The sequence below is a fragment of the Rhodoplanes tepidamans genome, assembly GCF_030813915.1.
Lineage (GTDB): Bacteria > Pseudomonadota > Alphaproteobacteria > Rhizobiales > Xanthobacteraceae > Rhodoplanes > Rhodoplanes tepidamans.
In genome coordinates this window covers 1-22,978 of sequence record NZ_JAUSUJ010000021.1, presented here as the reverse complement: position 1 = coordinate 22,978, position 22,978 = coordinate 1, and the positions used below count along the sequence as shown (strand labels likewise).

The 22,978-nt window shown below is 71.7% G+C and carries 22 protein-coding genes; 7 read left to right on the top strand and 15 right to left on the bottom strand.

Annotation, left to right across the window (positions count from 1 at the left end):
• Positions 1 to 152 precede the first annotated feature (152 nt).
• Both gloB and J2S22_RS22215 read left to right on the top strand, forming a co-directional pair.
• Positions 153 to 920, top strand: coding sequence for a hydroxyacylglutathione hydrolase (gloB, locus tag J2S22_RS22220; protein ID WP_272777427.1), 768 nt, complete (start codon positions 153 to 155; stop codon positions 918 to 920).
• Positions 921 to 931: 11 nt separating this feature from the next.
• Positions 932 to 1,372 carry a cupin domain-containing protein gene (locus tag J2S22_RS22215; protein ID WP_272777428.1) on the top strand — a complete coding sequence of 147 codons (441 nt, stop codon included), beginning with the start codon at positions 932 to 934 and terminating at the stop codon, positions 1,370 to 1,372.
• Positions 1,373 to 1,399: 27 nt separating this feature from the next.
• Here the strand turns inward: J2S22_RS22215 and J2S22_RS22210 are convergent, their stop codons facing one another.
• On the bottom strand, positions 1,400 to 1,951 hold the full coding sequence (locus J2S22_RS22210; protein WP_272777429.1) for an adenine phosphoribosyltransferase: 552 nt from the start codon (positions 1,949 to 1,951) through the stop codon (positions 1,400 to 1,402).
• A 104-nt stretch (positions 1,952 to 2,055) separates the two neighbouring features.
• On the opposite strand from J2S22_RS22210, the gene J2S22_RS22205 reads away from it, so the two are divergent.
• Positions 2,056 to 2,256: a hypothetical protein gene (locus J2S22_RS22205; protein WP_272777430.1), complete on the top strand. Its 201-nt coding sequence runs from the start codon at positions 2,056 to 2,058 to the stop codon at positions 2,254 to 2,256.
• A gap of 55 nt (positions 2,257 to 2,311) precedes the next feature.
• On the opposite strand, the gene J2S22_RS22200 is transcribed toward J2S22_RS22205, so the two are convergent.
• Together J2S22_RS22200 and J2S22_RS22195 are read right to left on the bottom strand one after the other, a co-directional pair.
• Complete coding sequence (locus J2S22_RS22200) at positions 2,312 to 2,773, bottom strand: SAM-dependent methyltransferase (RefSeq protein WP_272777431.1); 462 nt, start codon at positions 2,771 to 2,773, stop codon at positions 2,312 to 2,314.
• A gap of 86 nt (positions 2,774 to 2,859) precedes the next feature.
• Positions 2,860 to 3,735 (bottom strand): S-methyl-5'-thioadenosine phosphorylase, encoded by an 876-nt coding sequence (locus J2S22_RS22195; protein WP_272777432.1) that lies wholly within the window; start codon positions 3,733 to 3,735, stop codon positions 2,860 to 2,862.
• A 201-nt stretch (positions 3,736 to 3,936) separates the two neighbouring features.
• Between J2S22_RS22195 and proC the strand changes: the two genes are divergently transcribed.
• Together proC and J2S22_RS22185 are read left to right on the top strand one after the other, a co-directional pair.
• Positions 3,937 to 4,812, top strand: coding sequence for a pyrroline-5-carboxylate reductase (proC, locus tag J2S22_RS22190; RefSeq protein WP_272777433.1), 876 nt, complete (start codon positions 3,937 to 3,939; stop codon positions 4,810 to 4,812).
• A 108-nt stretch (positions 4,813 to 4,920) separates the two neighbouring features.
• A complete protein-coding gene (locus J2S22_RS22185; RefSeq protein ID WP_272777434.1) occupies positions 4,921 to 5,685 on the top strand; it encodes a TetR/AcrR family transcriptional regulator in 765 nt (254 codons plus the stop codon).
• Between the two features lie 86 nt (positions 5,686 to 5,771).
• Here J2S22_RS22185 and J2S22_RS22180 read toward each other — a convergent pair whose 3' ends face one another.
• From J2S22_RS22180 to J2S22_RS22170, 3 genes are all read right to left on the bottom strand, one after another.
• Positions 5,772 to 7,079 carry a dicarboxylate/amino acid:cation symporter gene (locus J2S22_RS22180; protein ID WP_272777435.1) on the bottom strand — a complete coding sequence of 436 codons (1,308 nt, stop codon included), beginning with the start codon at positions 7,077 to 7,079 and terminating at the stop codon, positions 5,772 to 5,774.
• A gap of 180 nt (positions 7,080 to 7,259) precedes the next feature.
• Complete coding sequence (locus tag J2S22_RS22175) at positions 7,260 to 8,801, bottom strand: acetolactate synthase large subunit (RefSeq protein WP_272777436.1); 1,542 nt, start codon at positions 8,799 to 8,801, stop codon at positions 7,260 to 7,262.
• A gap of 955 nt (positions 8,802 to 9,756) precedes the next feature.
• A complete protein-coding gene (locus J2S22_RS22170; RefSeq protein WP_272777437.1) occupies positions 9,757 to 10,506 on the bottom strand; it encodes an oxygen-binding di-iron domain-containing protein in 750 nt (249 codons plus the stop codon).
• A 134-nt stretch (positions 10,507 to 10,640) separates the two neighbouring features.
• Here J2S22_RS22170 and J2S22_RS22165 point away from each other — a divergent pair, with 134 nt between their 5' ends.
• Positions 10,641 to 11,231 carry a TetR/AcrR family transcriptional regulator gene (locus J2S22_RS22165; protein ID WP_272777438.1) on the top strand — a complete coding sequence of 197 codons (591 nt, stop codon included), beginning with the start codon at positions 10,641 to 10,643 and terminating at the stop codon, positions 11,229 to 11,231.
• A 99-nt stretch (positions 11,232 to 11,330) separates the two neighbouring features.
• Here the strand turns inward: J2S22_RS22165 and J2S22_RS22160 are convergent, their stop codons facing one another.
• From J2S22_RS22160 to J2S22_RS22145, 4 genes are all read right to left on the bottom strand, one after another.
• The gene (locus tag J2S22_RS22160; RefSeq protein ID WP_272777439.1) at positions 11,331 to 12,167 is read right to left on the bottom strand and encodes a DUF3313 domain-containing protein; all 837 of its coding nucleotides are present in this window, start codon (positions 12,165 to 12,167) and stop codon (positions 11,331 to 11,333) included.
• Between the two features lie 261 nt (positions 12,168 to 12,428).
• On the bottom strand, positions 12,429 to 13,838 hold the full coding sequence (locus tag J2S22_RS22155) for an ATP-binding protein (protein WP_272777440.1): 1,410 nt from the start codon (positions 13,836 to 13,838) through the stop codon (positions 12,429 to 12,431).
• A 295-nt stretch (positions 13,839 to 14,133) separates the two neighbouring features.
• Positions 14,134 to 14,856: a response regulator gene (locus J2S22_RS22150; RefSeq protein ID WP_272777441.1), complete on the bottom strand. Its 723-nt coding sequence runs from the start codon at positions 14,854 to 14,856 to the stop codon at positions 14,134 to 14,136.
• Positions 14,857 to 14,869: 13 nt separating this feature from the next.
• A complete protein-coding gene (locus tag J2S22_RS22145) occupies positions 14,870 to 15,451 on the bottom strand; it encodes a MarR family winged helix-turn-helix transcriptional regulator (RefSeq protein WP_370878239.1) in 582 nt (193 codons plus the stop codon).
• Between the two features lie 223 nt (positions 15,452 to 15,674).
• Between J2S22_RS22145 and J2S22_RS22140 the strand changes: the two genes are divergently transcribed.
• Positions 15,675 to 16,559, top strand: coding sequence for a branched-chain amino acid aminotransferase (locus tag J2S22_RS22140; RefSeq protein ID WP_272777443.1), 885 nt, complete (start codon positions 15,675 to 15,677; stop codon positions 16,557 to 16,559).
• A 162-nt stretch (positions 16,560 to 16,721) separates the two neighbouring features.
• On the opposite strand, the gene J2S22_RS22135 is transcribed toward J2S22_RS22140, so the two are convergent.
• From J2S22_RS22135 to uvrC, 5 genes are all read right to left on the bottom strand, one after another.
• Positions 16,722 to 18,587, bottom strand: a complete 1,866-nt coding sequence (locus tag J2S22_RS22135) for a potassium transporter Kup (protein WP_272777444.1) — start codon at positions 18,585 to 18,587, stop codon at positions 16,722 to 16,724.
• A 164-nt stretch (positions 18,588 to 18,751) separates the two neighbouring features.
• Positions 18,752 to 19,216, bottom strand: coding sequence for a molybdenum cofactor biosynthesis protein MoaE (locus J2S22_RS22130; RefSeq protein ID WP_272777445.1), 465 nt, complete (start codon positions 19,214 to 19,216; stop codon positions 18,752 to 18,754).
• Positions 19,217 to 19,385: 169 nt separating this feature from the next.
• Entirely contained in the window at positions 19,386 to 19,637 is a 252-nt protein-coding gene (gene moaD / locus J2S22_RS22125) for a molybdopterin converting factor subunit 1 (protein ID WP_272777451.1), read from the bottom strand.
• Between the two features lie 157 nt (positions 19,638 to 19,794).
• Positions 19,795 to 20,427, bottom strand: a complete 633-nt coding sequence (gene pgsA, locus J2S22_RS22120) for a CDP-diacylglycerol--glycerol-3-phosphate 3-phosphatidyltransferase (protein ID WP_272777446.1) — start codon at positions 20,425 to 20,427, stop codon at positions 19,795 to 19,797.
• 52 nt (positions 20,428 to 20,479) lie between these two features.
• Positions 20,480 to 22,753, bottom strand: coding sequence for an excinuclease ABC subunit UvrC (uvrC, locus tag J2S22_RS22115; protein ID WP_309244619.1), 2,274 nt, complete (start codon positions 22,751 to 22,753; stop codon positions 20,480 to 20,482).
• Positions 22,754 to 22,978: the final 225 nt, after the last annotated feature.

Here is a 22,978-nt window from a genome sequence, read left to right as displayed (position 1 = left end):
GGCGGGGACGGCCGAGCGGCCCGTGGCGCCGGGATCGGCCCGTCGACAGTCCGTCGCCGCACCGAGCCGTACGCCCGCGACCCTGTTGCCGTTGCGCAATCGTCCGGTTCATCCTAGGTGCAGGGACGAGCCAACCGCACGAACGGGACCCCATGGCCGCGCAAACGCATCTCTTCAAGTGCCTGTCCGACAATTACGGCGTGCTGATCCACGATCCGGCGACCGGCGCCACCGCCGCCATCGACGCGCCGGAGGCCTGGGCCGTCGACGCGGCCCTGAAGGAGACCGGCTGGACCCTCACCGACATCCTGGTGACCCATCATCACGGTGATCACACCGGCGGCGTCGTCGAGCTGAAGGAGCGGCACGGCTGCAAGGTGACGGCGCCGCGCCACGAGAAGCAGCCGATTCCGGCCGTCGACGCGACCGTGGTCGAGGGCGATACCGTCAAGGTCGGCACCCTCACCGCCAAGGTGCTCGACACGCCCGGGCACACCGCCGGCCACATCGCCTACGTGTTCCCGGCCGACAAGGTCGCCTTCGTCGGCGACACGCTGTTCTCGATCGGCTGCGGCCGCGTCATCGAGTGCACGCCCGACGTGATGTGGGCGTCGCTGCTGAAGCTGCGCGCGCTGCCGGACGACACCAGGATCTACTGCGGGCATGAGTATACGCTCGCCAACATCAAGTTCGCCCTGACCATCGAGCCGGACAACCCGGCCCTGAAGGCGCGCGCCGCCGAGGCCGAGAAGCAGGTCGCGGCCGGCAAGCCGACGATCCCGGTGTCGCTCGGCGAGGAGAAGCGGGCGAACCCGTTCCTGCGCGCCGACGTTCCCGTGGTCGCCACCGCCGTGAAGATGAGCGGCAAGCCCGCCGCCGAGGTCTTCGCCGAGGTGCGCGAGCGCAAGAACCGGTTCTGATCGTGGAGCGGATGCTCGTGGACCGGTCCGCCGCCGACGTGATCGACCTGCTCGGGCTCGAGCCCCACCCCGAGGGTGGGCATTTCCGCGAGACGTTTCGCGATCCGGTCGAGGTCGGGCCGGGACGCGCGGCGTCGACCGCCATCTACTTCCTGCTGGCGCGCGGCGAGCGCTCGCGCTGGCACCGGGTCGACGCCGCCGAGGTGTGGCACTGGTACGCCGGCAGCCCGCTGCGGCTGGAGATCGCGGCGGACGGCGAATCCGCCCGCACGCACCGGCTCGGCCCCGATCTCGCCGCCGGCGAGCGGCCCCAGGCCGTGGTGCCGGCCGGCGCCTGGCAGGCCGCCGAGAGCCTCGGCGCCTGGACCCTGGTCGGCTGCACGGTGGCGCCGGGGTTCCTGTTCGACCGCTTCGAGCTGGCGCCGCCGGACTTTTCGCCGCCGGCGCCCTGAACCGCCCCGGTGGGGCGGAACCGCCGGTCAGTGACCGTCGAAGGTGAGCAGCGTGCGCACCGGCACGTCGAGCTTGCGCAGCTTGTCGGCACCGCCGAGATCCGGCAGGTCGATGACGAAGCACGCGGCCAGGACCTCGGCGCCGAGCTGGCGCAGGAGCTTCACGGCTCCCTCCGCGGTGCCGCCGGTGGCGATCAGGTCGTCCACCAGGATGACGCGCTCGCCCGCCACCACGGCGTCCTCGTGCATCTCCATCTCGTCGAGCCCGTATTCGAGCGAGTAGGCGATGCTGACCCGCTTGTGCGGCAGCTTGCCCTTCTTGCGGATCGGCACGAAGCCGGCCGAGACCTGATGGGCCACGGCGCCGCCGAGGATGAAGCCGCGCGCCTCGATGCCCGCCACCTTGTCGATCTTCATGCCGGCCCAGGGCTGGACCAGCTCGTCGACGGTGCGGCGGAACGCCCAGGCGTCGCTGAGCAGCGTGGTGATGTCGCGGAACAGGATGCCGGGCTTGGGATAATCCGGAATGGTCCGGATCGCGGCCTTGAGGTCTCTCTCGACGGTAGTGCTGGTGATCATCGTTCGGCCCGAGGGGGGTGGGAAACGGGATTGGCAGGGCGGCTCACTCTTGCACCCCGGCACGCAGTGGCGAAGCATGGCGCCGATCGCAACGGAGACCCCCCATGGACGAAACCTCGCAGAAGATCGTAATCGTCGATCTCCGCATTCCCTTTTTCCGGCTGGTGTTCTTTCTCGTCAAGCTCAGCCTCGCGGCAATTCCGGCCGCCATCATCCTGGCGGTGATCGGATTCGTCCTCTCCGCCGTCTTCGCCGCCCTGTTCGGCGGCCACATGGACATGTTCATGCGCCGGTGGAGCATGTGAGGGTCCGGACCACCGTTCCGGGTGCCGGACAGCGGCGGGCCCGGAACGGGGAGGCTCACCAGTACCCCTGCATGAGGTCGCGCACCCAGGTCGGCTCGCGGACCACGCCGCGCGGGGCGAAGCCCGGGATCCAGGGCTTGATGTCGAGCACCGGCGTGCCGTCGATGGCGTCGAGGCCGCGCACCCGCAGGGTGAGGCCGTCGACCGACACGAGGCTGACGGGCGTCACCCCGATGCGGTTCGGCCGCGACCGCGCCGGCTGGGCCAGGATGCCGAGCCGCGGCCAGTCGGTGCGCTCGCGCGGATGGCGGGCCCCGGTCTCGACCTTGTCCTCGGCGACCTTGTGCATGTGGAAGACGACGACCACGTGGCTGAACGAGGCGAGCCCGAGCGTCGCCTCCGGCTTCAGCCGGGCCGGATCGAGCACGATGTCGGCCTCGACATTGCCCCAGCCGTCGTCGACCGCCTCGGCCCGCCCGCCGCGCACGATGCCGATGGGCTCGAGCGTGATGGCCATGATGCGTTCCTTTCATTCTCGCCGCGCCTTCGACGACCTCTCCCCGCCACGCGGGGGAGGCACGCGAGCGCGGTCCCGATGCGCGATCAGCCCTTCAGCACCCGCCCGGCCACCGCGTCGAGCTTCTTCAGGAGCGCCGGGTCGCGGGCCTGCGGTGCGGTGATCAGGGCGTTGTCGAGGGCGCGGTCGGAGCCGATCGGGCACGGCTCGTGCTCGCGCGGGAAGTCGCGGGCGAGACGCGCCACCAGGCGCTTCGCCTTCTCGGCGTTCTCGACCAGCACCTTGACGATGTCCTGCACCGTCACGGCGTCGTGGTCGGGGTGCCAGCAGTCGAAGTCGGTCACCATCGCGATCGAGGCGTAGCAAATCTCCGCCTCGCGGGCGAGCTTGGCCTCCGGCATGTTGGTCATGCCGATCACCGAATAGCCCGCCTGCTTGTAGGTCATGCTCTCCGCGTAGCTGGAGAACTGCGGACCCTCGATGCACACATAGGTGCCGTCGTGCACCACGCCGATGTCCTCGGCGCGGGCGGCCTCGGCGATGTGGATGCGCAGCCGCGGCGAGATCGGATGCGCCATGGACACATGGGCGACGCAGCCGGTGCCGAAGAACGAGCTTTCGCGCCTGTAGGTGCGGTCGACGAACTGGTCGATCAGCACGAATGTCCCGGGCGGCAGCTCCTGCTTGAACGAGCCGCAGGCCGACAGCGTGACGATATCGGTGACGCCGACGCGCTTGAGGACGTCGATGTTCGCCCGGTAGTTGATGTCGGACGGGGAGATCCGGTGGCCCGTGCCGTGGCGCGACAGAAAGACGATGGGCAGGCCGGCGACCTCGCCCATGACCAGCGGGCCGGAGGGCTCGCCCCACGGGCTCTCGATCCGCTTCTCGACCACGTTCTCCAGACCCGGGAGGTCGTAAATGCCGGATCCGCCGATGATGCCCAGAACCGCCTTGGCCATACTCGCCCCAATGTCCTGCGTGAGTGTCCGCCATGTCGCCCGCGGGTCGAACCATCGGGACTCTTGCCAATCGGCGCGGAGTGTCCGATCGAGCCGCACGGGACCGATGCGACCGGGTTGTGGACGAAGCCCCGGCCGGCGGTCAACGTGATTCCGGCGCGCCGGTCCGCCCGGCGCCGCCGTCCGAAAGGTTGCTCTGCCATGCCCCAGCCGAAATCCGATCCGAAGCCGAAGACCAGGGCCGCCGCGGCCGGCGCCGGCCCGCTCGCCGGGCTGAAGGGACCGATCGTGCTGGTCGGGGCCGGCAAGATGGGGGGCGCGCTGCTCGACGGCTGGCTCCGTCTCGGCCTCGACCCGCGGAAGATCGTGGTGCTGGAGCCGCACCCCTCGGCCGACGTCGCCGCCCAGGCGATCGCCGGGCTGCGCCTCAATCCCGACCCGGCGGGCCTGAAGCCGGAGGCCGTGGTGCTGGCCGTGAAGCCGCAGACCGCGCCCGAGGCGCTGCCGCCGCTCGCCCCGCTGGCCGGCCACGGCGGCGTGATGATCTCGATCATGGCCGGACGGACGCTGGGGTTCCTCACGCAGGTGTTCGGGCCCGGCACGGCGGCCGTGCGAGCGATGCCCAACACGCCGGCCGCGATCGGCCGCGGCATGACGGTCGCGGTCGCCAACGCCGCCGTGACCGCGGCCGGCCGGACGCTCGCCCAGAACCTGCTCGGGGCGACCGGCAAGGTCGACTGGGTCGCCGAGGAGGACCTGATCGACGCCGTGACGGCGGTGTCGGGCTCGGGACCGGCCTATGTGTTCCTGCTGGCCGAGAGCCTCGCCCGGGCCGGCGTGGCGGCCGGCCTGCCGCCGGACCTCGCCCGGAAGATCGCCCGCGAGACCGTCGCCGGGGCCGGCGAGCTCCTGTACCGCTCGCCGCTCGACGCGGCGACGCTGCGCAAGAACGTCACCTCGCCGGGCGGCACCACCGCCGCCGCCCTCGACGTCCTGATGGCCGCCGACGGCCTCGACCCGCTGCTGGAGAAGGCGATCGCCGCCGCCACCAAGCGCTCGCGCGAGCTGGCGGGGTGACGCCACGGACGGCGCGGGGGTGAGACGCCGCGCCGCAGCACGGCCCTGGCACCCTCGCCTGCGGGGAATTACATAGACTGGGAGCTCATTCAGCCAGAGGAGCAGCCCATGGCGCGCAAGCCCGGTCCCCCCGCGAGCGGCGGAGACGAGAACATCCCCGAGGACACCGGCAGCGGCGCCACCGGGCAGGAGCGCGCCCGCAAGAAGCCCGGCCGCATCGGCACGCCCCGCGGCCGGATGATCGAGGCGTTCATGGAGCTGCTCGCCGAGCAGCCGTGGGAGACGATCGGCTTCGGCGACATCGCCGGCCGCGCCGGCGTGTCGCTGGCCGAGCTGCGCGGCCAGTTCGGCTCCAAGCTCGCGATCCTGGCCGCCCACATCAAGGAGATCGACCGCGAGGTCCTCGACGCCGATCACGACGACATGAGCGACGAGCCGACCCGCGAGCGGCTGTTCGACGTGCTGATGCGGCGCTTCGAGGCGCTGTCGCCCTACAAGGAGGCGATCCGCTCGATCCTGCAGTCGGCCCGGACCAACCCGGCGCTCGCGCTGGCGCTCAACAATTTCGGCGTCACCTCCATGCAGTGGATGCTGGCCGGGGCCGAAATCCCCTCCTCCGGCCCGACCGGCCTCATCCGCGCCCAGGGCCTCGCCCTGCTCTACGCCAATGTGATGTCGACCTTCCTGGACGACGACGAGCCCGGCCACGCCCGCACCATGGCGGCGCTCGACCGGGCGCTGGGCCGCGGCCAGCAGCTCTCCGGGATCTTCGACCGGGTGTGCGGCTTCATCCCGGGCTGCACGCCGCGCCGCCGCCCGCGCCCGCTGCGCTCGACCGACGTCTCCGACGGCGACGCCGCCGTGGCGGTGTGATCGGGGGCTCGCCCTGAGCTCCGACGACGAAAGCGCCCTCCGGACTCGCGTCCGGAGGGCTTTTCGCATCGGGCGCGGCGGCGCCGTCAGGCGGCCGCCTCGGTCGTCGGCTCGTCGTTCAGCGAGGCGAGCGTCTTCGCGTCGACCGTCGCCGTGACCAGCTTGGCGATCACGAGGTCGCCCGCGACGTTGAGGGTGGTGCGGCACATGTCGAGGAAGCGGTCGACGCCGAGGACGAGGCCGATGCCCTCCGGCGGGATGCCGACCTGCACCATCACCACGACGATCAGCGGCAGCGCGCCGCCCGGCACGCCGGCCGTGCCGACGCCGGCCAGCATCGACATCAGCACCACCACGACCTGCTGGCCGATGGTGAGGTCGATGCCGAACACCTGCGCCAGGAAGATGACGGTGACGCCCTCGAACAGGGCCGAGCCGTTCTGGTTGGCCGACGCCCCGATGGTGAGGACGAAGCGGACGATCTTGGGCGGCAGCCGCAGGATCTTCTCGCCGCAGGCCATCGCCACCGGCAGGGTCGCGTTGGAGGACGCCGTGGTGAAGGCGTAGAGATAGACGTCCTTGCACTGGGCGAAGAAGCGCAGCGGATTGGTGCGCGCCACCCCCCAGATGAACAGGCTGTAGACGACCAGGAACTGCAGCGCGAGGCCGATCACGACGACCAGCGCGTAGTAGGCGACGTTGCCGAGGAAGCCGGCGCCCATGCGGTAGGCCGTGTTGAAGACGATGCCGAAGATCGCGTAGGGCGCGATCATCATGGCGAGCCCGATGATCTTCATGCAGGCCTGGAAGATCGACTCGAGCACCTGCTTGGTCGGATGGTCGTCGGACTGGATGACGCGGGAGAGCGCCCAGCCGAAGAACAGCGCGAACACCATCACGGCGACGATCTCGCCCGAGAAGGCGCGGGCGGCCGAGTCGATCGGGTTCTGCGGCAGCAGGTCGACGAAGTACTGGTACCAGGGCTTCGCCTGGGTCGCCATGGCGTTCTTCTGGATCGACAGCACGCCGGCGTTCTGGGCCAGCGCCACCTTGTCGAAGACGAGGCCGGCGCCGGGCTTCAGGACATTGGTGATGACGACCGCGATGATCACCGAGGTGCCGCTGAGCAGCACCGTGAACAGGAGCGAGCGCCCGGCCACCTGACCGAGGCCGGCGCCCTTGCCGAGCTCCATCGTGCCGAGCATCAGGGCCGACAGGATCAGCGGCACCACCACCATGAAGATGAGGCGCAGGAAGGTCGCGCCCACGAACGTCATGACCTCGCTGAACGTGGTCATGAACGCGTAGTCCTTGGCCGGCAGCCAGTAATAGCCGATCAGGCCGAAGGCCACGCCCAGTACGAAACCGAGCAGAAGCTTGTCGTGCTGTTTCAAGGAAATTCCCCCCGGGACACCGGCCGCGGCGAAAGCGACTGCCGATATGGGGAGCGGTGGTCGCTCGCGTGCGCCTCGCGCACTTCGCGTGCAGGGCGCCCACAAAACGAGCGTAGTGCAACGGATTGATTCCTGATCCGCATGCCCGCCATGCAAGAAGCGCAACCGTAAGACATCCCGTCATACCACCGCTTCGATCAGGCGCGGCCCGCGCGCCGCGACGGCGGACGCCAGCGCGTCCTCGAAGGCACCGGTCTCGTCGACCCGCACGGCCTCGACTCCCATGCCTTCGGCGAGCCGCACCCAGTCGAGCACCGGGTCGGCGAGGTCGAACAGCGCCTGGGCCTTGCCGCTCCCCTCGGCGGCGCCGACGATGCGCAACTCGTCCATCAGCACCTTGTAGGCGCGGTTGGCGTAGACGATCGTCACCACGTCGAGCCTCTCGCGGGCCTGCGTCCACAGCGCCTGCAGCGTGTACATGGCGCTGCCGTCGGCCTGCAGCACCACCACCTTGCGGTCCGGGCAGGCGACGGCGGCGCCGGTCGCCACCGGCAGGCCGTCGCCGATGGCGCCGCCGGCGAGGCTGAGGAAGTCGTGCGGCGCCGCGGTGTCGAGCACGGCGTAGTGCTGGAAGCCGCCCGTGATGCTCTCGTCGCTGACGATCGCGTCGTCGGGCAGGTGGCGGCCGACGATCCGCATCAGCGAGCCGGGATCGAGCCGCCCGGCCGGCGGCCGCTCCGGGATGCGGAACGGCGCCACCGGCGCCGGCGCGACCGCGCCGAGCGCGTCGGCGACGGCTTCGAGCGCCGCGGCGCCGTCCTCGTGCGGATGGGCCAGCACCAGCGGCGTGCAGCCGGGCGGCGTCAGCTCGCTCGGCTGGTCCGGATAGCCGAAGAACGCAATCGGCGCCTGGGTGCCGACCAGGATCAGCGTCTCGGTGCCGGACAGCATCGCGATGGCCGGCTCCGGCCGGTACGGCAGGCGCTCGACCCGCACCCGCCCGGCGCCGCGCTCGATCCTGGGGGCGAAGGTGTCGCAGACGAGCCGCGCACCGGTCGCCGCGGCGATGCGGCCGGCTGCCGCGAGCCCGTCGCCGCGCAGCGCCTCGGCACGCAGCAGCAGGGCCGTGCGGCCGGCCCGCAGCGCCGCGACCGCGCGGGCGACCGCCGCGTCCGACACCGGCGCCGGAGCGTGCACGGGCAGCCGCGGCGACGGCCCGGCGGCCGGCGACCAGGCGGTGTCGGCCGGCAGGATCAGGCTGGCGATGCGGCCCGGCGCCTCGCGGGCCGCCTGCACGGCGCGCGCCGCCGCGGCCGCCACGCTACGGGCGTCGCGGCAGGATTCGACCCAGTGCGACACCGGCCGCACCATGGCGGCCACGTCGGCGGTCAGCGGCGCGTCGAAGCGCTGGTGCGTGGTCGCGTGGTCGCCGACCACGTTGACGATCGGCACCCGCGCCTTGCGGGCGTTGTGCAGGTTGGCGATGCCGTTGGCGAAGCCGGGCCCGAGATGCAGCAGCGTCGCGGCGGGCCTGCCGGCCATCCGGGCGTAGCCGTCGGCCGCGCCGGTGGCGACGCCCTCGAACAGGCACAGCACGGCCCGCATCCCCGGCACCGTGTCGAGCGCGGCGACGAAATGCATCTCCGACGTGCCGGGATTGGCGAAGCAGACCTCGACGCCGCTCGCCACCAGCGTGCGAACGAGGCTTTCGGCACCATTCATGCGACTGAACCCCTGCGAACCGACCGGACCGGGACACGCGTCGCGCCGGCGGCCCGGTTTCGGGGACGCGTTACACCAGCCGTCGCCGGCGGCCAACCGCACCGCGGCCCGACGGCGTTCGCGATGCCCCGGACACCGAGACAGGCCGCGCCGGCAAGCATCCCACGCCTCCATCGCTCCCGCGACGCGCGCCGCGCCCGGGGTGTGCCCATGACCCGTGCCCGGCCCCGACGAGACGGGCCGAGGGAGGCGGAGCGCCGGGAGGCGCCACACCGGATCCGCGCTCGTGGAAGCGCGGCGCGCATCGAAACGTCGATGCGCCCGCCTCCCGGCGCTCCACCGCGGCGATTTTCGGTGATCGGGCCGCGCTTGCAGCGTCCGGCCGACCGGGCCGAACGCCTCTTCAGCGATGCTCCTCGCGCCCGGGTCGTGGTGCCCGGAGGGCGGAGCCCCGAAAACCCCCGGGAGCCCGGCGGACGAGGCCGGACCCGCAGGCGCCGCATTCGCCGGCCGGCTTTCCCGGGAGCTCCGGCGACCGGGGACGGCCCGCAAGGACCCCACCCCGGCCTGCTCCGCCGCCCGACGTCACCGGTCGACGTCCCTCGACGAGCAGGACGGATCCATTATAGGAATTTTTTCTCTTTTCGCAAGCCCGCCCGAGCGGAATCCGCCGGCCGCCGTCGCGACGCCTCGCCGCCCTCGCCGCGACGCCTCGCCGTCCGCGTCGACCCGCCTCGCCGCCGGATTTTTCCCCCGCCGTCGTCCGTCGCCGGCGCACCGTCGCGCGACGGTGGCGACGGCGAAAGTTTTTCTCCGCGAAGGGCGCCGGACGGTCGGGCGGCTTGCCACCTGAGCCTGCAGCCCGGGTCGCGCCCGCGAAACCCGGGATCCGCGGCACGGCCCGTCCCGGCCGTCGCTGCGCTCCGCTCGGGCTACGAACATCGGCGCGGCGGCGTCAGGCGGCGGCGCGGAGCGCCTCGGCGACCTCGTCCGTGACGCGACGGTCGTAGTCGTCCGCCAGCGCGTGCAGGGCAGCGGTGCCGTCGCCCGTGAAGGACGGGCCGTGCATGAGGGCGAGCGTGCGCGGCGCGAGCGCGGCGAGGCTGCGGATCGTCCGGCCCATGCCGGGCGCCAGCGCCGAGTAGCGGAACATGTCCTCGGCCGCGATCGCCGGGCCGACGACGTCGCCGTCGGTGACGGCGCGGTCGTCGCCGAGCTGGGTGAACAGGTCGCCGCACAGGAGCGTGCCGGTGGTCTCCTCGAACAGCACGCCGGCGTCCCAGCCGTGCGGGGTGTGCGGCGTGTCGATGAAGCGCACGCGCTTGCCGCCGAGGTCGATCACCTCGCCGTCGGCGAGCACGCGCGGAGCCCGGTCGGAAAAGTCGTTCAGCGACACCAGGCACCCGGTCTGCCCGTGCGCCGCGGTCGCCTGCGGCGCCGCCGCGAGCCATTCGTTCATGGCGCCGCACTCGTCCGCCTCGAAGTGGCCGAAGGTGATCCAGCGCAGCCGCTCCGGCGGCAGGATGCGGGCGAGCGCCGCGCGGTTGAGCCCGAACATCTTGCGCAGGCCGGTGTGGAACATCAGCGGCTCGTCGCCGAGGACGAGGAACTGGTTGAACGTGAAGCCGGCCGGCGGCGCGATGTCGGGCACGAAGGTCGACAGCCGGTAGATGGCGTCGGCGATCTCGGTGACGCGGGTCTCCATGGGTCTCGTCTCCTCCGGTTCGAACGTGTCCCCGCCCCGTGGACTTTCGCCTCATTTGGGTGCACAAGCTCGTGTATCGAACTTTGCCGCTCCCGTCAATATTGACTACACGACATCGTGCATCGGAATCGCGAATGGCCCGTCCCTACACGCTCAAGCGCCGCGCCGAGCAGCAGGCGCAGACGCGGCTGCGCATCGTCGAGGCGGCGGTCGACCTGCACGGCAGCGTCGGCCCGGCCCAGACCACGTTCAGCATGGTGGCGGAGCGCGCCGGCGTGCAGCGCCACACGCTCTATGCCCACTTTCCCGACGAGCGCAGCCTGCTCCTCGCCTGCTCCGGCCTGACGATGGAGCGCGATCCGCTGCCCGACGCGGCGCCGTGGCGGGCGATCGCCGACCGGCGCGAGCGGCTGCGCACCGGGCTCACGGCGCTCTACGATTGGTACGGGCGCAATGCGGCGCTGGCCGGCTGCGTGCTGCGTGACGCCGAGCACCACGCCTTGACCCGCGAGGTCAACGAGCTGCGCCTCGGGCCGCCGATGGCGACCTGCCGCGCGGTGCTCGGCGACGGGCTCGACCCGATGCAGCAGGCGATGCTGGCGGTGGCGCTGAGCTTCTTCACCTGGCGCACCCTGGTGCGCGACGCCGGCCTCGCGCCGGACGCCGCCGTCGCCGCGATGGTCGCCGCGATCGAGGGCGTGGGGGCGGAGCCACCGGCGTCGTAGCCCGGGTCGAATGAAACGAAACCCGGGATCCGCGGCACGGCCCGTCCCGGCCGTCGCTGGCGCTCCGCCCGGGCTACGAACGGGGCCCGGTGGCGGCGGTCACGGGTCCGCCGGCCCCTTGTCCGTCCACTCGGGCGGCAGGCCGATGGCGCCGCCGAGGGTATCGCCGAGACCCGGGTCCTTGCCGAAGCGGCGGCACGCGGCGGACTTGGCCTCCGCCCCGAAATACTCGCCGATCCGCTCGGTGGAGGGGACGCTGGGCGCCGACGCCGCCATCGGGTCGTCGCCGGTGACGATCAGCTTGGCGAAGTCGGCCGCGAACTCCGCGGCGAGCTGATGGGCGTCGCCGTCGCTCGCCACCCGCGCCTTGGTCGTGAACATGTCGGCCCCGCGGGCCCAGATGAGCGCCGCGACCTGATGCCCGGTCCGATCCCTGGCTTCGGCCTCGACGGAGAGGCCGCCGAGCCCGATGGGAATCCGCATCGAGGGCACCGGCGCCCCGGTGACGGCTCCGGCCACCTTGCTGCCGATCCCGGTGACCACCGAGGCGCCCGCCGCGGTCGTGTCGGTCTTCTCGATCCGGGTGATCGCCACGGTCAGCACGAGATCGGCCGGCTGGCCGCTGTCGACCATGACGAAACGCCGGCTGAGGTCACGGCACAGCGCCCGGTCGATGGCATTCCCGACGAGGCGCAGCTCCTTGGGCGACAGCCCCGAGGCCGCAGCCTCCGCCGCGACCACGGCCGGGGTCAGGCTGACCGCCCGGGCGGCCAGCACGGCGTCCTTCTCGGCCCGCACCTTCGCCCGGGTGAGCACGCCGTTGCTCGTCTGGAGGCCGGCATAGGAGGACAGCTGACCGCTCTCGGTCAGGGTCGCCGAGGCACACGACGCCAGCGTCGTCGCCATCAGCAGGACAGTCAGACAGCGAACGGACATCGGCGCTCCGCGGCAGTGCGCCGAATTCGTAAACTGAAGAGTTTCTTAATTCAAGAGCCGTCGATGCGCCGCCCGAGGCGATCGGCAGCCGAGCGACCGGGCGACCGGGCGTCGAGGCCGGGCGAAGCGTGGACGGGTAGCGCGGGGCGAGCCGGCGAAACCCGGGACTAGCGGCACGGCCCCTCCCGGCCGCCGCTGGCGCTCCGCCCGGGCTACGAAGGAGCTGCTGCGAAGGAGCTGCGGCTGCGGCCTGCGATCCCCTCACACCGGAATCCGCACCGTCGCTCTCAACCCGCCGAGGGGGCTGTCGCCCAGCGTGATGTCGCCGCCGTGGGAGCGGACGATGTCGCGGGCGATGGCGAGGCCGAGGCCGGTGCCGCCTTCGTCCTGGTTGCGTGCGTCGTCGAGGCGCAGGAAGGGCTTGAACACGTCCTCGCGCGAGGCGGTCGGGATGCCGGGGCCGTCGTCGTCGACCGTGACGGTGAGCCAGCGGTGGTCGCGGTGGCCCGTGATGGCGATCTCGCCGGCGAAGCGGGCGGCGTTCGACACCAGGTTGGCGAGGCAGCGGCGGAAGGCGTGCGGCCGCACCGTCACGATCGGATGGCCGTGGAAGGCGACGCTGGTGCGGTGGCCGGCGCGCTCGGCGTCGGCCTTCAGCTCGTCGAGGAACGCGGCCATGTCGGTCGGCTCCGCCTGCTCGCCGGAATCGCCGCGGGCGAAGGCGAGATAGGCCTCGACCATGCGGGCCATCTCGTCGACGTCCTTCTTCAGCGCGTCGAGCTCCGGCCCGTCGCCGAGCAGCGCCAGCTCGAGCTTGAACCGCGTCAGCACGGTGCGCAGATCGTGCGAGACGCCGGCCAGCATGGTGGTGCGCTGCTCGATGGCGCGCTCGACGCGGCGCTTCATCTCGATGAAGGCGAGCGCGGCGCGCCGCACCTCCTGGGCGCCGCGCGGCCCGAAGTTCGGCACGTCGCGGCCCTTGCCGAAGCTCTCGACTGCCTCGGTGAGCCGCAGGATCGGCCGGATCTGGTTGCGCAGGAACAGGATCGCGATGGTGATCAGCACCAGCGAGGTGCCCACCATCCACAGCAGGAAGATCTCCGAGTTCGACGCATAGGCGGCGTTGCGGCGGGCGAAGACGCGCAGCACGTTGCGATCGAGCTGGATGCGGATCTCGACCAGCGACGAGCGCCCCACCGTGTCGATCCAGAACGGCCGGCCGATCTGCAGGCTGATCTCGCGCGACAGCGCCTGGTCGAGCAGCGAGAAGAACGGCTTCGGCCCGACCGGCGGCAGCCCGGTGCCGGGCAGCACGTCGACGACCAGGCCGAGCCGCTGCTGGGCGATGCGGCGCAGCGTCGTGTAGTCGGCGTCCTGCGGATAGGACTGGTAGACGTCGATCAGCGCCGCGATGTCCTGAGTCACGGCGGCGGAGAGGCGGCGCGTCACCGTGTTCCAGTGGCGCTCCATGAACACGAAGGCGACCACCGACTGCAGGATCACCATCGGGGCGATGATGATCAGCAGCGTGCGGGCGTAGAGGCGGGTCGGCAGCACGCCCTTGAGGGCGCGGCCGACGCGGTCCCACACCGACGCCACCCGCCCCGCGGCGGCGGCGACCCGGCCGGCGGCGCTGCGCAGCCGTGCGAGGCCGCCGTCGATCGTGGTCATGGCCGCGGCCTGCGAACCGCAGGGGGCATGCAGAGGCTCGCGCCGGCTGGCGCGGAGGTCGTGGCTCTCCCCCTCTCCCCGACCCTCCCCCACGAGGGGGGAGGGAGCACGCTGCGGCGCGTGGTCGGATCAGCATGACCCGAAGACGGACGGATCAGAGCAGACCAGCGCTTCGGCTCCTGCGTCCCCTCCCCCCTCGTGGGGGAGGGTCGGGGAGAGGGGGAGAGCCCCACCCGGCGGCCTCTCCTGTCGAGTGCCGGGTCGCCCGGTCCCCCATGGCGCCGCCCGCCCGCGGTCATGTCACCACCAGCCGGTAGCCGATGCCGCGGACGGTCTGGATGAGCAGCGGATTGGCCGGGTTGCTCTCGATCTTGCGGCGCAGGCGGTTGACCTGGACGTCGACGGCGCGCTCGCCGGCGGCGGCGCCGGTGCCGGCCAGCGCCAGCCGCGTCACGGTCTCGCCCGGCGCGGCGGCGAGCAGGCGCAGCATCTCGCGCTCGCGGTCGGTGAGGTGGACGATCTCGTCGCCCTTCTTCAGCTCGCCGCGGCCGAGGTCGAACACGAACGGGCCGAAGCGCACCTGCTCGGCCGGCGCCGCCACCGCCGGCGGCTGGGTCCGCCGCAGGATCGAGGCGACCCGCAGCGACAGCTCGCGCGGCTCGAACGGCTTGATCACGTAGTCGTCGGCGCCGATCTCGAGCCCGGTGATGCGGTCCTGCTTCTCGGCCCGCGCGGTGAGCATCAGGATCGGCACGCTGGAGTCGGCCCGGATCGAGCGGGCGAGCTCGAAGCCGGTCTCGCCCGGCATCATCACGTCGAGAATCAGGAGGTCGAACGACAGCCCGCCGAGCTTCGCCCGCGCGTCGGCGGCCGATTCGGCCGTGGTGACGCGGTAGCCCTCGGCGGTGAGGTAGCGCGACAGCAGCATGCGGATGCGGCGGTCGTCGTCGACCACCAGGAGATGCGGGGCGTCGTCCGGCGGGATCGCCGGCGGTGCGCCCGGTTGCGGTTCGCTCATGCCGGTCTCCCGCTCAGCGACGGCCGGGCACGCCCGTCGTCTGGTCGACGAAGTGCAGCGCCTCGTCGCGCCCGCCCGCATTGATCATGCCGACCAGGAAGCGCCGCGCCTGGGCGTGCCCTTCGGGCCCGAGCTCGGCGAGCGCCCGGCGGATGCGGCGGGTCTGCTGGGTGGCGAGGCGCAGCGCCAGGGCCTCGCCCTTGGGCGTGGCGAACAGGCGGCGCTGCCGGCGGTCGGTCTCGCCCTCGCGCTGCTCGACGAAGCCCTCGTCGACCAGCTGCTTGAGGACGCGGGCGAGCGACTGCTTGGTGATGCGCAGGATGTCGAGCAGCTCGGCGACCTTGAGGCCGGGGTTGCGGGCGACGAAATGGAGCACCCGGTGGTGCGCCCGGCCGAACCCGAAGGTCGCCAGCACGCTGTCGGGATCGCCGACGAAGTCCCTGTAGGCGAAGTACAAGAGCTCGATGATGTCCCACATGGGCGGATCCGCGGCGGGGCCCGCCGCAGCCCCGGCGGGAGCCCCCGGCTGCGCGCCCGCGGCCTGATCCATGCTCAGGGCTCGGGGCGGCGTTGCTCGGACATTTATGTCAGCCATGTTGACATATTTCGGTTTGATTGTTACTTGAACACCGGGGTTCGCGAAACGATCGTGCTCGCGCGACCCGGTTGCCATGCCGATCCCGGCGCGGTCTGATGTCCGCGCGACCATATCGGGACTCCCGGCACGACGCAAAGCAACGGCACGACCACGGCGCGCGCGGCGCGTCGGCACACAGGAGCATGCCGCGCCCGGCGCGGCCGACGTTCAGGAGATTGCCATGGGCATTTCATTCGACAAGTTCGACGGGGTCATCTGGTACGACGGCAAGCTGGTGCCGTGGACCGAGGCGACCCTCCACGTGCTCTCCCATGGCCTTCACTACGCGAGCGCCGTGTTCGAGGGCGAGCGCTGCTACGGCGGCGAGATCTTCAAGTGCACGCAGCATTCGGAGCGGCTGAAGCGCTCGGCGAGCGTGCTCGACTTCGAGATCCCGTGGTCGGTCGCCGAGATCGACGCGGCCAAGCGGCTGGTCATCGAGAAGAACAATTTCCGCGACGCCTATGTTCGGCCGATCGCCTGGCGCGGCTCGGAGATGATGGGCGTGTCGGCGCAGAGCAACACCATCCACCTCGCCATCGCGAGCTGGCAGTGGCCGAGCTACTTCAACCCGGAGGAGCGGCTGAAGGGCATCCGGCTCGATCTCGCCGAGTACCGCCGGCCCGACCCGAAGACGGCGCCGTCGCTCGCCAAGGCGGCCGGCCTCTACATGATCTGCACCATCAGCAAGCACCGGGCGGAACGCCGCGGCTACGCCGACGCCATGATGCTCGACTGGCAGGGCCGCGTCGCCGAGTGCACGGGCGCCAACATCTTCTTCGTCCGGGAGGGGGTGATCCACACGCCGATCGCCGACTGCTTCCTCGACGGCATCACCCGGCAGACCGTGATCGAGCTGGCGAAGCGCCGCGGCATCGAGGTGGTCGAGCGGCGGATCCTCCCGGACGAGCTGACCGGCTTCTCGGAGTGCTTCATCACCGGCTCCGCCGCCGAGGTGACGGCCGTCGCCGAGATCGCCGACTGGCGGTTCACGCCGGGCCAGATCACCAAGCAGCTGATGGACGACTACACGGCCGAGACCCAGCCCAAGGCCGCCGCGGCGTAGCGGCCGGCTCTTCCCCACCCTCTCCCCTCGTGGGAGAGGGAAGGACGGCGGCGCGCTGCAGACGCGACGTGATAGTCGGACCGCCTCGAACGGTCCCGTCCGACAGGCCCGCTCGTCCCGGGGCGCGGCGAAGCCGCGAGCCCGGGACACGAGGACTCGGCATCAGATCTCCAGCTGCGTCCCCAGCTCCACGACCCGCTCGGTCGGGATCTTGAAGAACACGGTGGCGCGCGTCGCGTTCAGGGCCATGAAGGCGAACAGGCGCTCGCGCCATACCGCCATGCCCGGATAGAGGCTCGGCACGATGGTGTCGCGGCTGAGGAAGTAGGACGTGCGCATCGGGTCGAGCGCGACGCCCTGGTCGCGCAGGGTCGCGAGCGCCGCCGGCACGTCGGGCGACTCCATGAAGCCGAAGCGGATCAGCACCCGCCAGAAGCCGTCGCCGAGCGCGGCGACGCTCGCCCGCTCGGCCTCCGCCACATAGGGCGTCTCGGCCGTCTTGACGGTGACCAGCAGCACGCGGTCGTGGACCGTCTGGTTGTGCTTGACGTTGTGGAGGAGCGCCGCCGGCACGCCGTCGGCCGTCGAGGTCATGAACACGGCCGTGCCCTTGGCCCGCGAGATGTCGGGCCCGAGCGAGCGCATGACCGCCTCGAGCGGCACCGACTGCTTGCCGAGCTGGGTGCGCACCAGGGCGCGGCCGCGCCGCCAGGTGGTCAGCACCGTGAACGACAGGACGGCGATGAACAGCGAGAACCAGCCGCCCTGCGTCACCTTGATGAAGTTCGCCGAGAAGAAGGCGAAATCGACGAGCAGCAGCCCGCCGATCAGGACGGCGACCAGCAGGCGCGGCCACTTCCACAGATACAGCATCACGAAGGCGACCAGGATGGTGTCGATCATCATGGTGCCGGTGACGGCGATGCCGTAGGCGGCGGCGAGATTGCTCGACGACTGGAAGCCGACCACCAGCGCGATGACGGCGAACACCAGCGTCCAGTTGGTGAAGGGCACGTAGATCTGCCCCTCCTCGGCGCCCGAGGTGTGGACGATGGTCATGCGCGGCAGCAGGCCGAGCTGCACGGCCTGGCGGGCGACCGAGAAGGCGCCCGAGATGACGGCCTGCGAGGCGATCACGGTGGCGAGCGTCGCGAGGCAGATCAGCGGCGCGACGGCCCAGTCCGGCACCAGGCGGTAGAACGGGTTGGTCACGGCGGCCGGGTTGTCGAGCAGCAGCGCGCCCTGGCCCAGATAGTTCAGCATCAGGGCCGGCAGCACGAAGCCGAACCAGGTGAGCCGGATCGGGGCGCGGCCGAAATGGCCCATGTCGGTGTAGAGCGCCTCGCCGCCGGTGACGGCCAGCACCACCGAGCCGAGCGCGAAGAAGCCGGCGAGCGGGTTCCCGACCACGAAGGCGACGGCGTAGCCGGGCGCCAGCGCGGCGAGCACGCCCGGATGCGCCAGGATGTTGATCACCCCGAGCACCGCCAGCACGGCGAACCAGACCAGCATGATCGGGCCGAACAGCATGCCGACCGCGCCGGTGCCCTTCTTCTGCAGGAGGAACAGCCCGGCCAGCACCACGGCGGTGGTCGGCACCACGTAGGCCTCGAGCTCGGGCGCGATCACCTCGAGCCCCTCGACGGCGCTGAGCACCGAGATGGCCGGCGTGATCATGCTGTCGCCGTAGAACAGCGCCGCCGCGAAGATGCCGAGCAGGGTCAGCGGATAGGAGACCCGCATGCCGCGGGTGAGATCGGTGACCAGGGCCAGCAGGGCGAGGCTGCCGCCCTCGCCGTGATTGTCGGCCCGCATGATGATCAGGACGTACTTGACCGTGACCAGCAGCATCACGGTCCAGAACACCAGCGACAGCACGCCGAACACGTTCTCGGGCGTGACGGGGATCGGATGGTGGCCCGCGAAGGTCTCGCGCAGCGCGTAGAGCGGGCTGGTGCCGATGTCGCCGTAGACGACGCCGAGCGCACCGAGAAGCAACCCGGCCAGCTTCTGCCTGCTCTCGGTCATGACGGCCCCCTCTCGGAGCCATCTGTGCCTTATTGCGGCGCAACACCTTGACGTGCGTCAACCGCGGGCTTCGCGCGTCGGCGGGTGCGGGAGGCCTGCGGCAGCGCCGTACCGTCCCTCTCCCCGCGCGCGGGGAGAGGCAAGGCGCTCTGCCACTCTGCGCGCTACGTCCCCGTCCCGCTCTCCCAGCGCGCCGCGGCGGTGTCGTCGGCCTCGCGGGCGGCGACCCAGCCGGTCGCGCCGGGGCGCTCCTCCTTCTTCCAGAAGGGGGCGCGGGTCTTCAGCCAGTCCATCAGGAACTCGGCCGCCGCGAAGGCGTCGCCGCGGTGCGACGCGGCGGTGACGACCAGCACGATGTCGTCGCCCGGCAGCAGGCGGCCGACGCGGTGGATCACGGTGACGCCGAGCAGCGGCCAGCGCGTCCCGGCCTCGCCGACATGGCGCTCGATCTCGGCCTCGGCCATGCCGGGGTAGTGCTCGAGCGTCATCGCGGCGACCGGGGCGCCGTCGTCGCTGCCCCGGCAGATGCCGGTGAAGGTCACCACGGCGCCGATGTCGGTACGCCCGGCGGTGAGCGCCTTCGCCTCGGCGGCGGCGTCGAACGGCTCGCGCTGGATGCGGACGGTCATGAACTCGGCCCTCGCGGCTCGGCACGGCTGCTTTCTTCCCTCTCCCCTCGCGGGAGAGGGTGCCCTCGCGGAACGCGAGGGCGGGTGAGGGGGCCACCCCGAGCTCCGAGCGAGAGGAGAGGGAAGGACAGCGCATCACCCTGTCGCCCCCCTGTCGCCCCCCTCCCCCTCACCCCCCCGTCATGGGCGGGAAGAAGGCGATCTCGCGGGCGCCGGCGATGGGCGAATCGGGGCGGGCATGGGCCTGGTCGAGGGCGGCGCGGATGACGCGGCGGTTCTCGAAGGCATGGGCGTACTCCTCGCCGCGGCCGGCGAGCCAGTCCATCAGCTCGGCGACCGTGCCGACGCCCTCCGGCGGCACGATCTCCTCCTCGGCCTTGCCGACGCGCTCGCGCACCCAGGCGAAGTACAGGACCTTCATGCTCATGCGTATTCCGAAGGATCGTTCTCCGTCATTCCGGGGCGCGCCGTGGGCGCGAACCCGGAATCCAGCGGCGAACGCGGAGACCGGGGCTGGATTCCGGGTCCGGCGCTCCGCGCCGTCCCGGAATGACCACCAAGGGAACACGTCGTCCGGATCATTCGTCGATCAGGTGATGCAGGCCGGCGCGGAAGTAGTCGTAGCCGGTGTAGAGGGTCAGCAGGGCCGAGATCCACAGCAGCGTCAGCCCGGCGAAGGTGACCAGCGGGAACCCGAGATAGGCGTTGGTGGCGACCAGGTCGTCGCCGGCGTCGCCGGCGAGCAGGAAGCCGATGGCGACGAGCTGCAGCGAGGTCTTCCACTTGGCGAGCCGGGTCACCGGCACCGAGACGCGCAGCTCGGCCAGGTATTCGCGCAGGCCCGAGACCAGGATCTCGCGGCACAGGATGATGATGGCGGCCCACAGCGACCAGCCGTAGATGGTGTGGTCGGCGGCCAGCATCAGCAGGCAGGACGACACCAGGAGCTTGTCGGCGATCGGGTCGAGCATGCGGCCGAAGCTCGACTGCTGGCCCCAGGAGCGGGCGAGCCAGCCGTCGAGGAAGTCGGTCACGGCGGCGACGACGAACAGCGCCAGCGCCACCCAGCGCAGCCAGATACCGCCCTCCAGGATGATCTGCCCGTACATGCAGGCGACCACCAGGGGCACCGCGGCGATCCGCCCGTAGGTGAGCAGATTCGGCAGGGAATACGGCCGGGCCGGCAGGGGTCGGGTGGTCGCGATGTCCATGGCGGTGAAGATAGCCTCTGGCGTCGTCCTCTAACAGCCTTCCGGGTGCAGATCAGCCTCGGCCCGACGAGTCGTGGAAAAAATCGTAGATCCGCCGCGCCGTCTCGTCGCTGATTCCCGGCACGTGGGCGAGATCGGCCGGGGCGGCGCGCTCGATCGCCTTGAGGGTGCCGAAGTGGCGCAGCAGCGCCCGCTTGCGGGCCGGCCCGACGCCCGGGATCTCCTGCAGTCCCGCCTCCCTGATGTCGCGCTTGCGGCGCGCCCGGTGCGACCCGATGGCGAACCGGTGCGCCTCGTCGCGCAGCCGCTGCACGAAGTACAGCACCGGGTCGCGGGGCGCCAGCCGGAACGGTGCGCGCCCCGCCATGTGGAAATGCTCGCGCCCGGCATCGCGATCCGGCCCCTTGGCGATGGCGACCAGCGGCACGGTGTCGATGCCCAGCCCGGCGAGGGTCGCGGTCGCCGCCGCGAGCTGCCCCGGCCCGCCGTCGATGATCACCAGGTCCGGCCACGGCGATTCGGCGGGCTCGCCGTCGGGGTCGGGACCGGCGGGCGTCTCGATGGTCTCCGGGCCGGGCGGCAACGCCTCGTTCACCTCTCCCGGCACGCGGGGAGAGGTCGGATTCGGCGCGTCCAGCGCCGAATCCGGGTGAGGGGGCGCCTCCGTATCCCCGAGAGGCCCGCTCACCCGGCTCGCCTCTTCGAGGCGAGCCACCCTCTCCCCGCGCGCGGGGGGAGGGGCAACCGGCGCCCCGGTCCCCTGACTTGCATTTCCGTCGCCGACGTCTGGCGGCCCCGCCTCGCCCCGGCCCTCCCCCAGCAGCCGCTTGAAGCGCCGCTCCAGCACCTCGCGCATCATGCCGTAGTCGTCGCCGGGCTCGAGGTCGGTCGAGCGGATGTTGAACTTGCGGTACTGGCTCTTGCGGAAGCCCTCGGGGCCGGCGACCACCATGACGCCGACCGCGTTCGAGCCCTGGATGTGGCTGTTGTCGTAGACCTCGACGCGGCGCGGCATGCGGGGCAGGCCGAAGGCCCCGGCCAGCGCCTCCAGCAGGCGCTGCTGCGACGCCGTCTCGGCGAGCTTGCGGCCGAGCGCCTCGCGGGCGTTGGCGGCGGCGTGGTCGACCAGATCCTTCTTCTCGCCGCGGCGCGGCACCGCCACCTCGACCCGGTGCCCGGCCTTGAGCGACAACGCCTCGGCCAGCAGCCGGCACTCCTCGACGTCGTGGGAGAGCAGCAGCAGCCGCGGCACCGGCTTGTCGTCGTAGAACTGGGCCAGGAAGGCGGCGAGCACGGCCTCGGCCGACAGGGTCCGGTCGGCCTTGGGGAAATAGGCGCGGTTGCCCCAGTTCTGGCCGGCCCGGAAGAAGAACACCTCGACGCAGGAGAAGCCGCCCTCCTGGTGGATGGCGAAGACGTCGGCCTCCTCGACGCCGCGCGGATTGATGCCCTGGTGCGACTGCACGGCGGCGAGCGCGGCGAGGCGGTCGCGCAGCACCGCCGCGCGCTCGAAGTCGAGCGCGGCCGCGGCGGCGTCCATCTCCTTCGCCAGCTCCTCCTTCACGGCGCGGCTCTTGCCCGAGAGGAACGCCTTGGCCTCGCCGACCAGCACGGCGTAGTCGTCCGGCGCGATCTCGCCCGTGCAGGGACCCGAGCAGCGCTTGATCTGGTGCAGCAGGCACGGCCGGGTGCGACTCTCGTAGACGGCGTCCGTGCAGGAGCGCAGCAGGAAGGCGCGCTGCAGCGCCGTGATGGTGCGGTTGACGGCGTTGACGGCGGCAAACGGGCCGAAATAGTCGCCATTGCGGTTGCGGGCGCCGCGATGCTTGCAGATCTGGGCCGGCAGCCCGTCCTGCGCGATCAGGATGTAGGGGAACGACTTGTCGTCGCGCAGCAGCACGTTGAAGCGCGGCCGCAGGCGCTTGATCAGGTTCGCCTCGAGCAGCAGCGCCTCGGTCTCGGTCGCGGTGGAGACGAACTCCAGCAACACGGTCGCGGCGATCATCCGGGCGATGCGGGCCGACAGGCCGGTCGGCCGCGTGTAGGAGACGACGCGGCGGCGGATGTCCTTGGCCTTGCCGACATAGAGGACCTCGCCGCCGGCCCCGATCATCCGGTAGACGCCGGGCGCCGCCGGCGCCAGCCGGGCGTGGCGGGCGATCACCTCGCGTCCGGCCTGCAGGGTGCCGGCATCGGCCTCGGCCGCTTCGGCCTCGCTGTCCGGGTCCGGCAGCTCGGGCAGCGTCGCCTCGGCATCGTCGTCGGTCTCCGGGCCGGGGTCGAGATCGGGGTCGAGATTCTGGAGGGACTTCTGCATGGGGGTCATATAGAGCGCCCCGCCCCGCTTGTCCGGGGGCTCGCGCGGCGTGGCGGGAACGCGGGCGCCGCCACTCGGTCATTCCGGGGCGCCGCGGAGCGGCGAACCCGGAATCCGGCGACGAGCGTCGGCACCTTTGGCTGGATTCCTGTATCTGTCGGCTGTCACTGGCATAGTGACGAGCTGACGGAGACCGCTCGTTGGATTCCCGGCCCTGCGTGGCCGTAATCCCGG

Coding starts and splice junctions, on each gene's coding strand:
- J2S22_RS22135 (WP_272777444.1), bottom strand. CDS start 18,587: ATGACCGAGAGCAGGCAGAAGCTGGCCGGGTTGCTTCTCGGTGCGCTC.
- J2S22_RS22130 (WP_272777445.1), bottom strand. CDS start 19,216: ATGACCGTCCGCATCCAGCGCGAGCCGTTCGACGCCGCCGCCGAGGCG.
- J2S22_RS22175 (WP_272777436.1), bottom strand. CDS start 8,801: ATGAATGGTGCCGAAAGCCTCGTTCGCACGCTGGTGGCGAGCGGCGTC.
- J2S22_RS22170 (WP_272777437.1), bottom strand. CDS start 10,506: ATGGAGACCCGCGTCACCGAGATCGCCGACGCCATCTACCGGCTGTCG.
- J2S22_RS22140 (WP_272777443.1), top strand. CDS start 15,675: ATGGGCATTTCATTCGACAAGTTCGACGGGGTCATCTGGTACGACGGC.
- J2S22_RS22155 (WP_272777440.1), bottom strand. CDS start 13,838: ATGACCACGATCGACGGCGGCCTCGCACGGCTGCGCAGCGCCGCCGGC.
- J2S22_RS22185 (WP_272777434.1), top strand. CDS start 4,921: ATGGCGCGCAAGCCCGGTCCCCCCGCGAGCGGCGGAGACGAGAACATC.
- J2S22_RS22215 (WP_272777428.1), top strand. CDS start 932: ATGCTCGTGGACCGGTCCGCCGCCGACGTGATCGACCTGCTCGGGCTC.
- J2S22_RS22200 (WP_272777431.1), bottom strand. CDS start 2,773: ATGGCCATCACGCTCGAGCCCATCGGCATCGTGCGCGGCGGGCGGGCC.
- J2S22_RS22210 (WP_272777429.1), bottom strand. CDS start 1,951: ATGATCACCAGCACTACCGTCGAGAGAGACCTCAAGGCCGCGATCCGG.
- proC (WP_272777433.1), top strand. CDS start 3,937: ATGCCCCAGCCGAAATCCGATCCGAAGCCGAAGACCAGGGCCGCCGCG.
- J2S22_RS22160 (WP_272777439.1), bottom strand. CDS start 12,167: ATGTCCGTTCGCTGTCTGACTGTCCTGCTGATGGCGACGACGCTGGCG.
- J2S22_RS22205 (WP_272777430.1), top strand. CDS start 2,056: ATGGACGAAACCTCGCAGAAGATCGTAATCGTCGATCTCCGCATTCCC.
- moaD (WP_272777451.1), bottom strand. CDS start 19,637: ATGAAGGTCCTGTACTTCGCCTGGGTGCGCGAGCGCGTCGGCAAGGCC.
- J2S22_RS22145 (WP_370878239.1), bottom strand. CDS start 15,451: ATGGCTGACATAAATGTCCGAGCAACGCCGCCCCGAGCCCTGAGCATG.
- gloB (WP_272777427.1), top strand. CDS start 153: ATGGCCGCGCAAACGCATCTCTTCAAGTGCCTGTCCGACAATTACGGC.
- uvrC (WP_309244619.1), bottom strand. CDS start 22,753: ATGACCCCCATGCAGAAGTCCCTCCAGAATCTCGACCCCGATCTCGAC.
- J2S22_RS22150 (WP_272777441.1), bottom strand. CDS start 14,856: ATGAGCGAACCGCAACCGGGCGCACCGCCGGCGATCCCGCCGGACGAC.
- J2S22_RS22165 (WP_272777438.1), top strand. CDS start 10,641: ATGGCCCGTCCCTACACGCTCAAGCGCCGCGCCGAGCAGCAGGCGCAG.
- pgsA (WP_272777446.1), bottom strand. CDS start 20,427: ATGGACATCGCGACCACCCGACCCCTGCCGGCCCGGCCGTATTCCCTG.
- J2S22_RS22195 (WP_272777432.1), bottom strand. CDS start 3,735: ATGGCCAAGGCGGTTCTGGGCATCATCGGCGGATCCGGCATTTACGAC.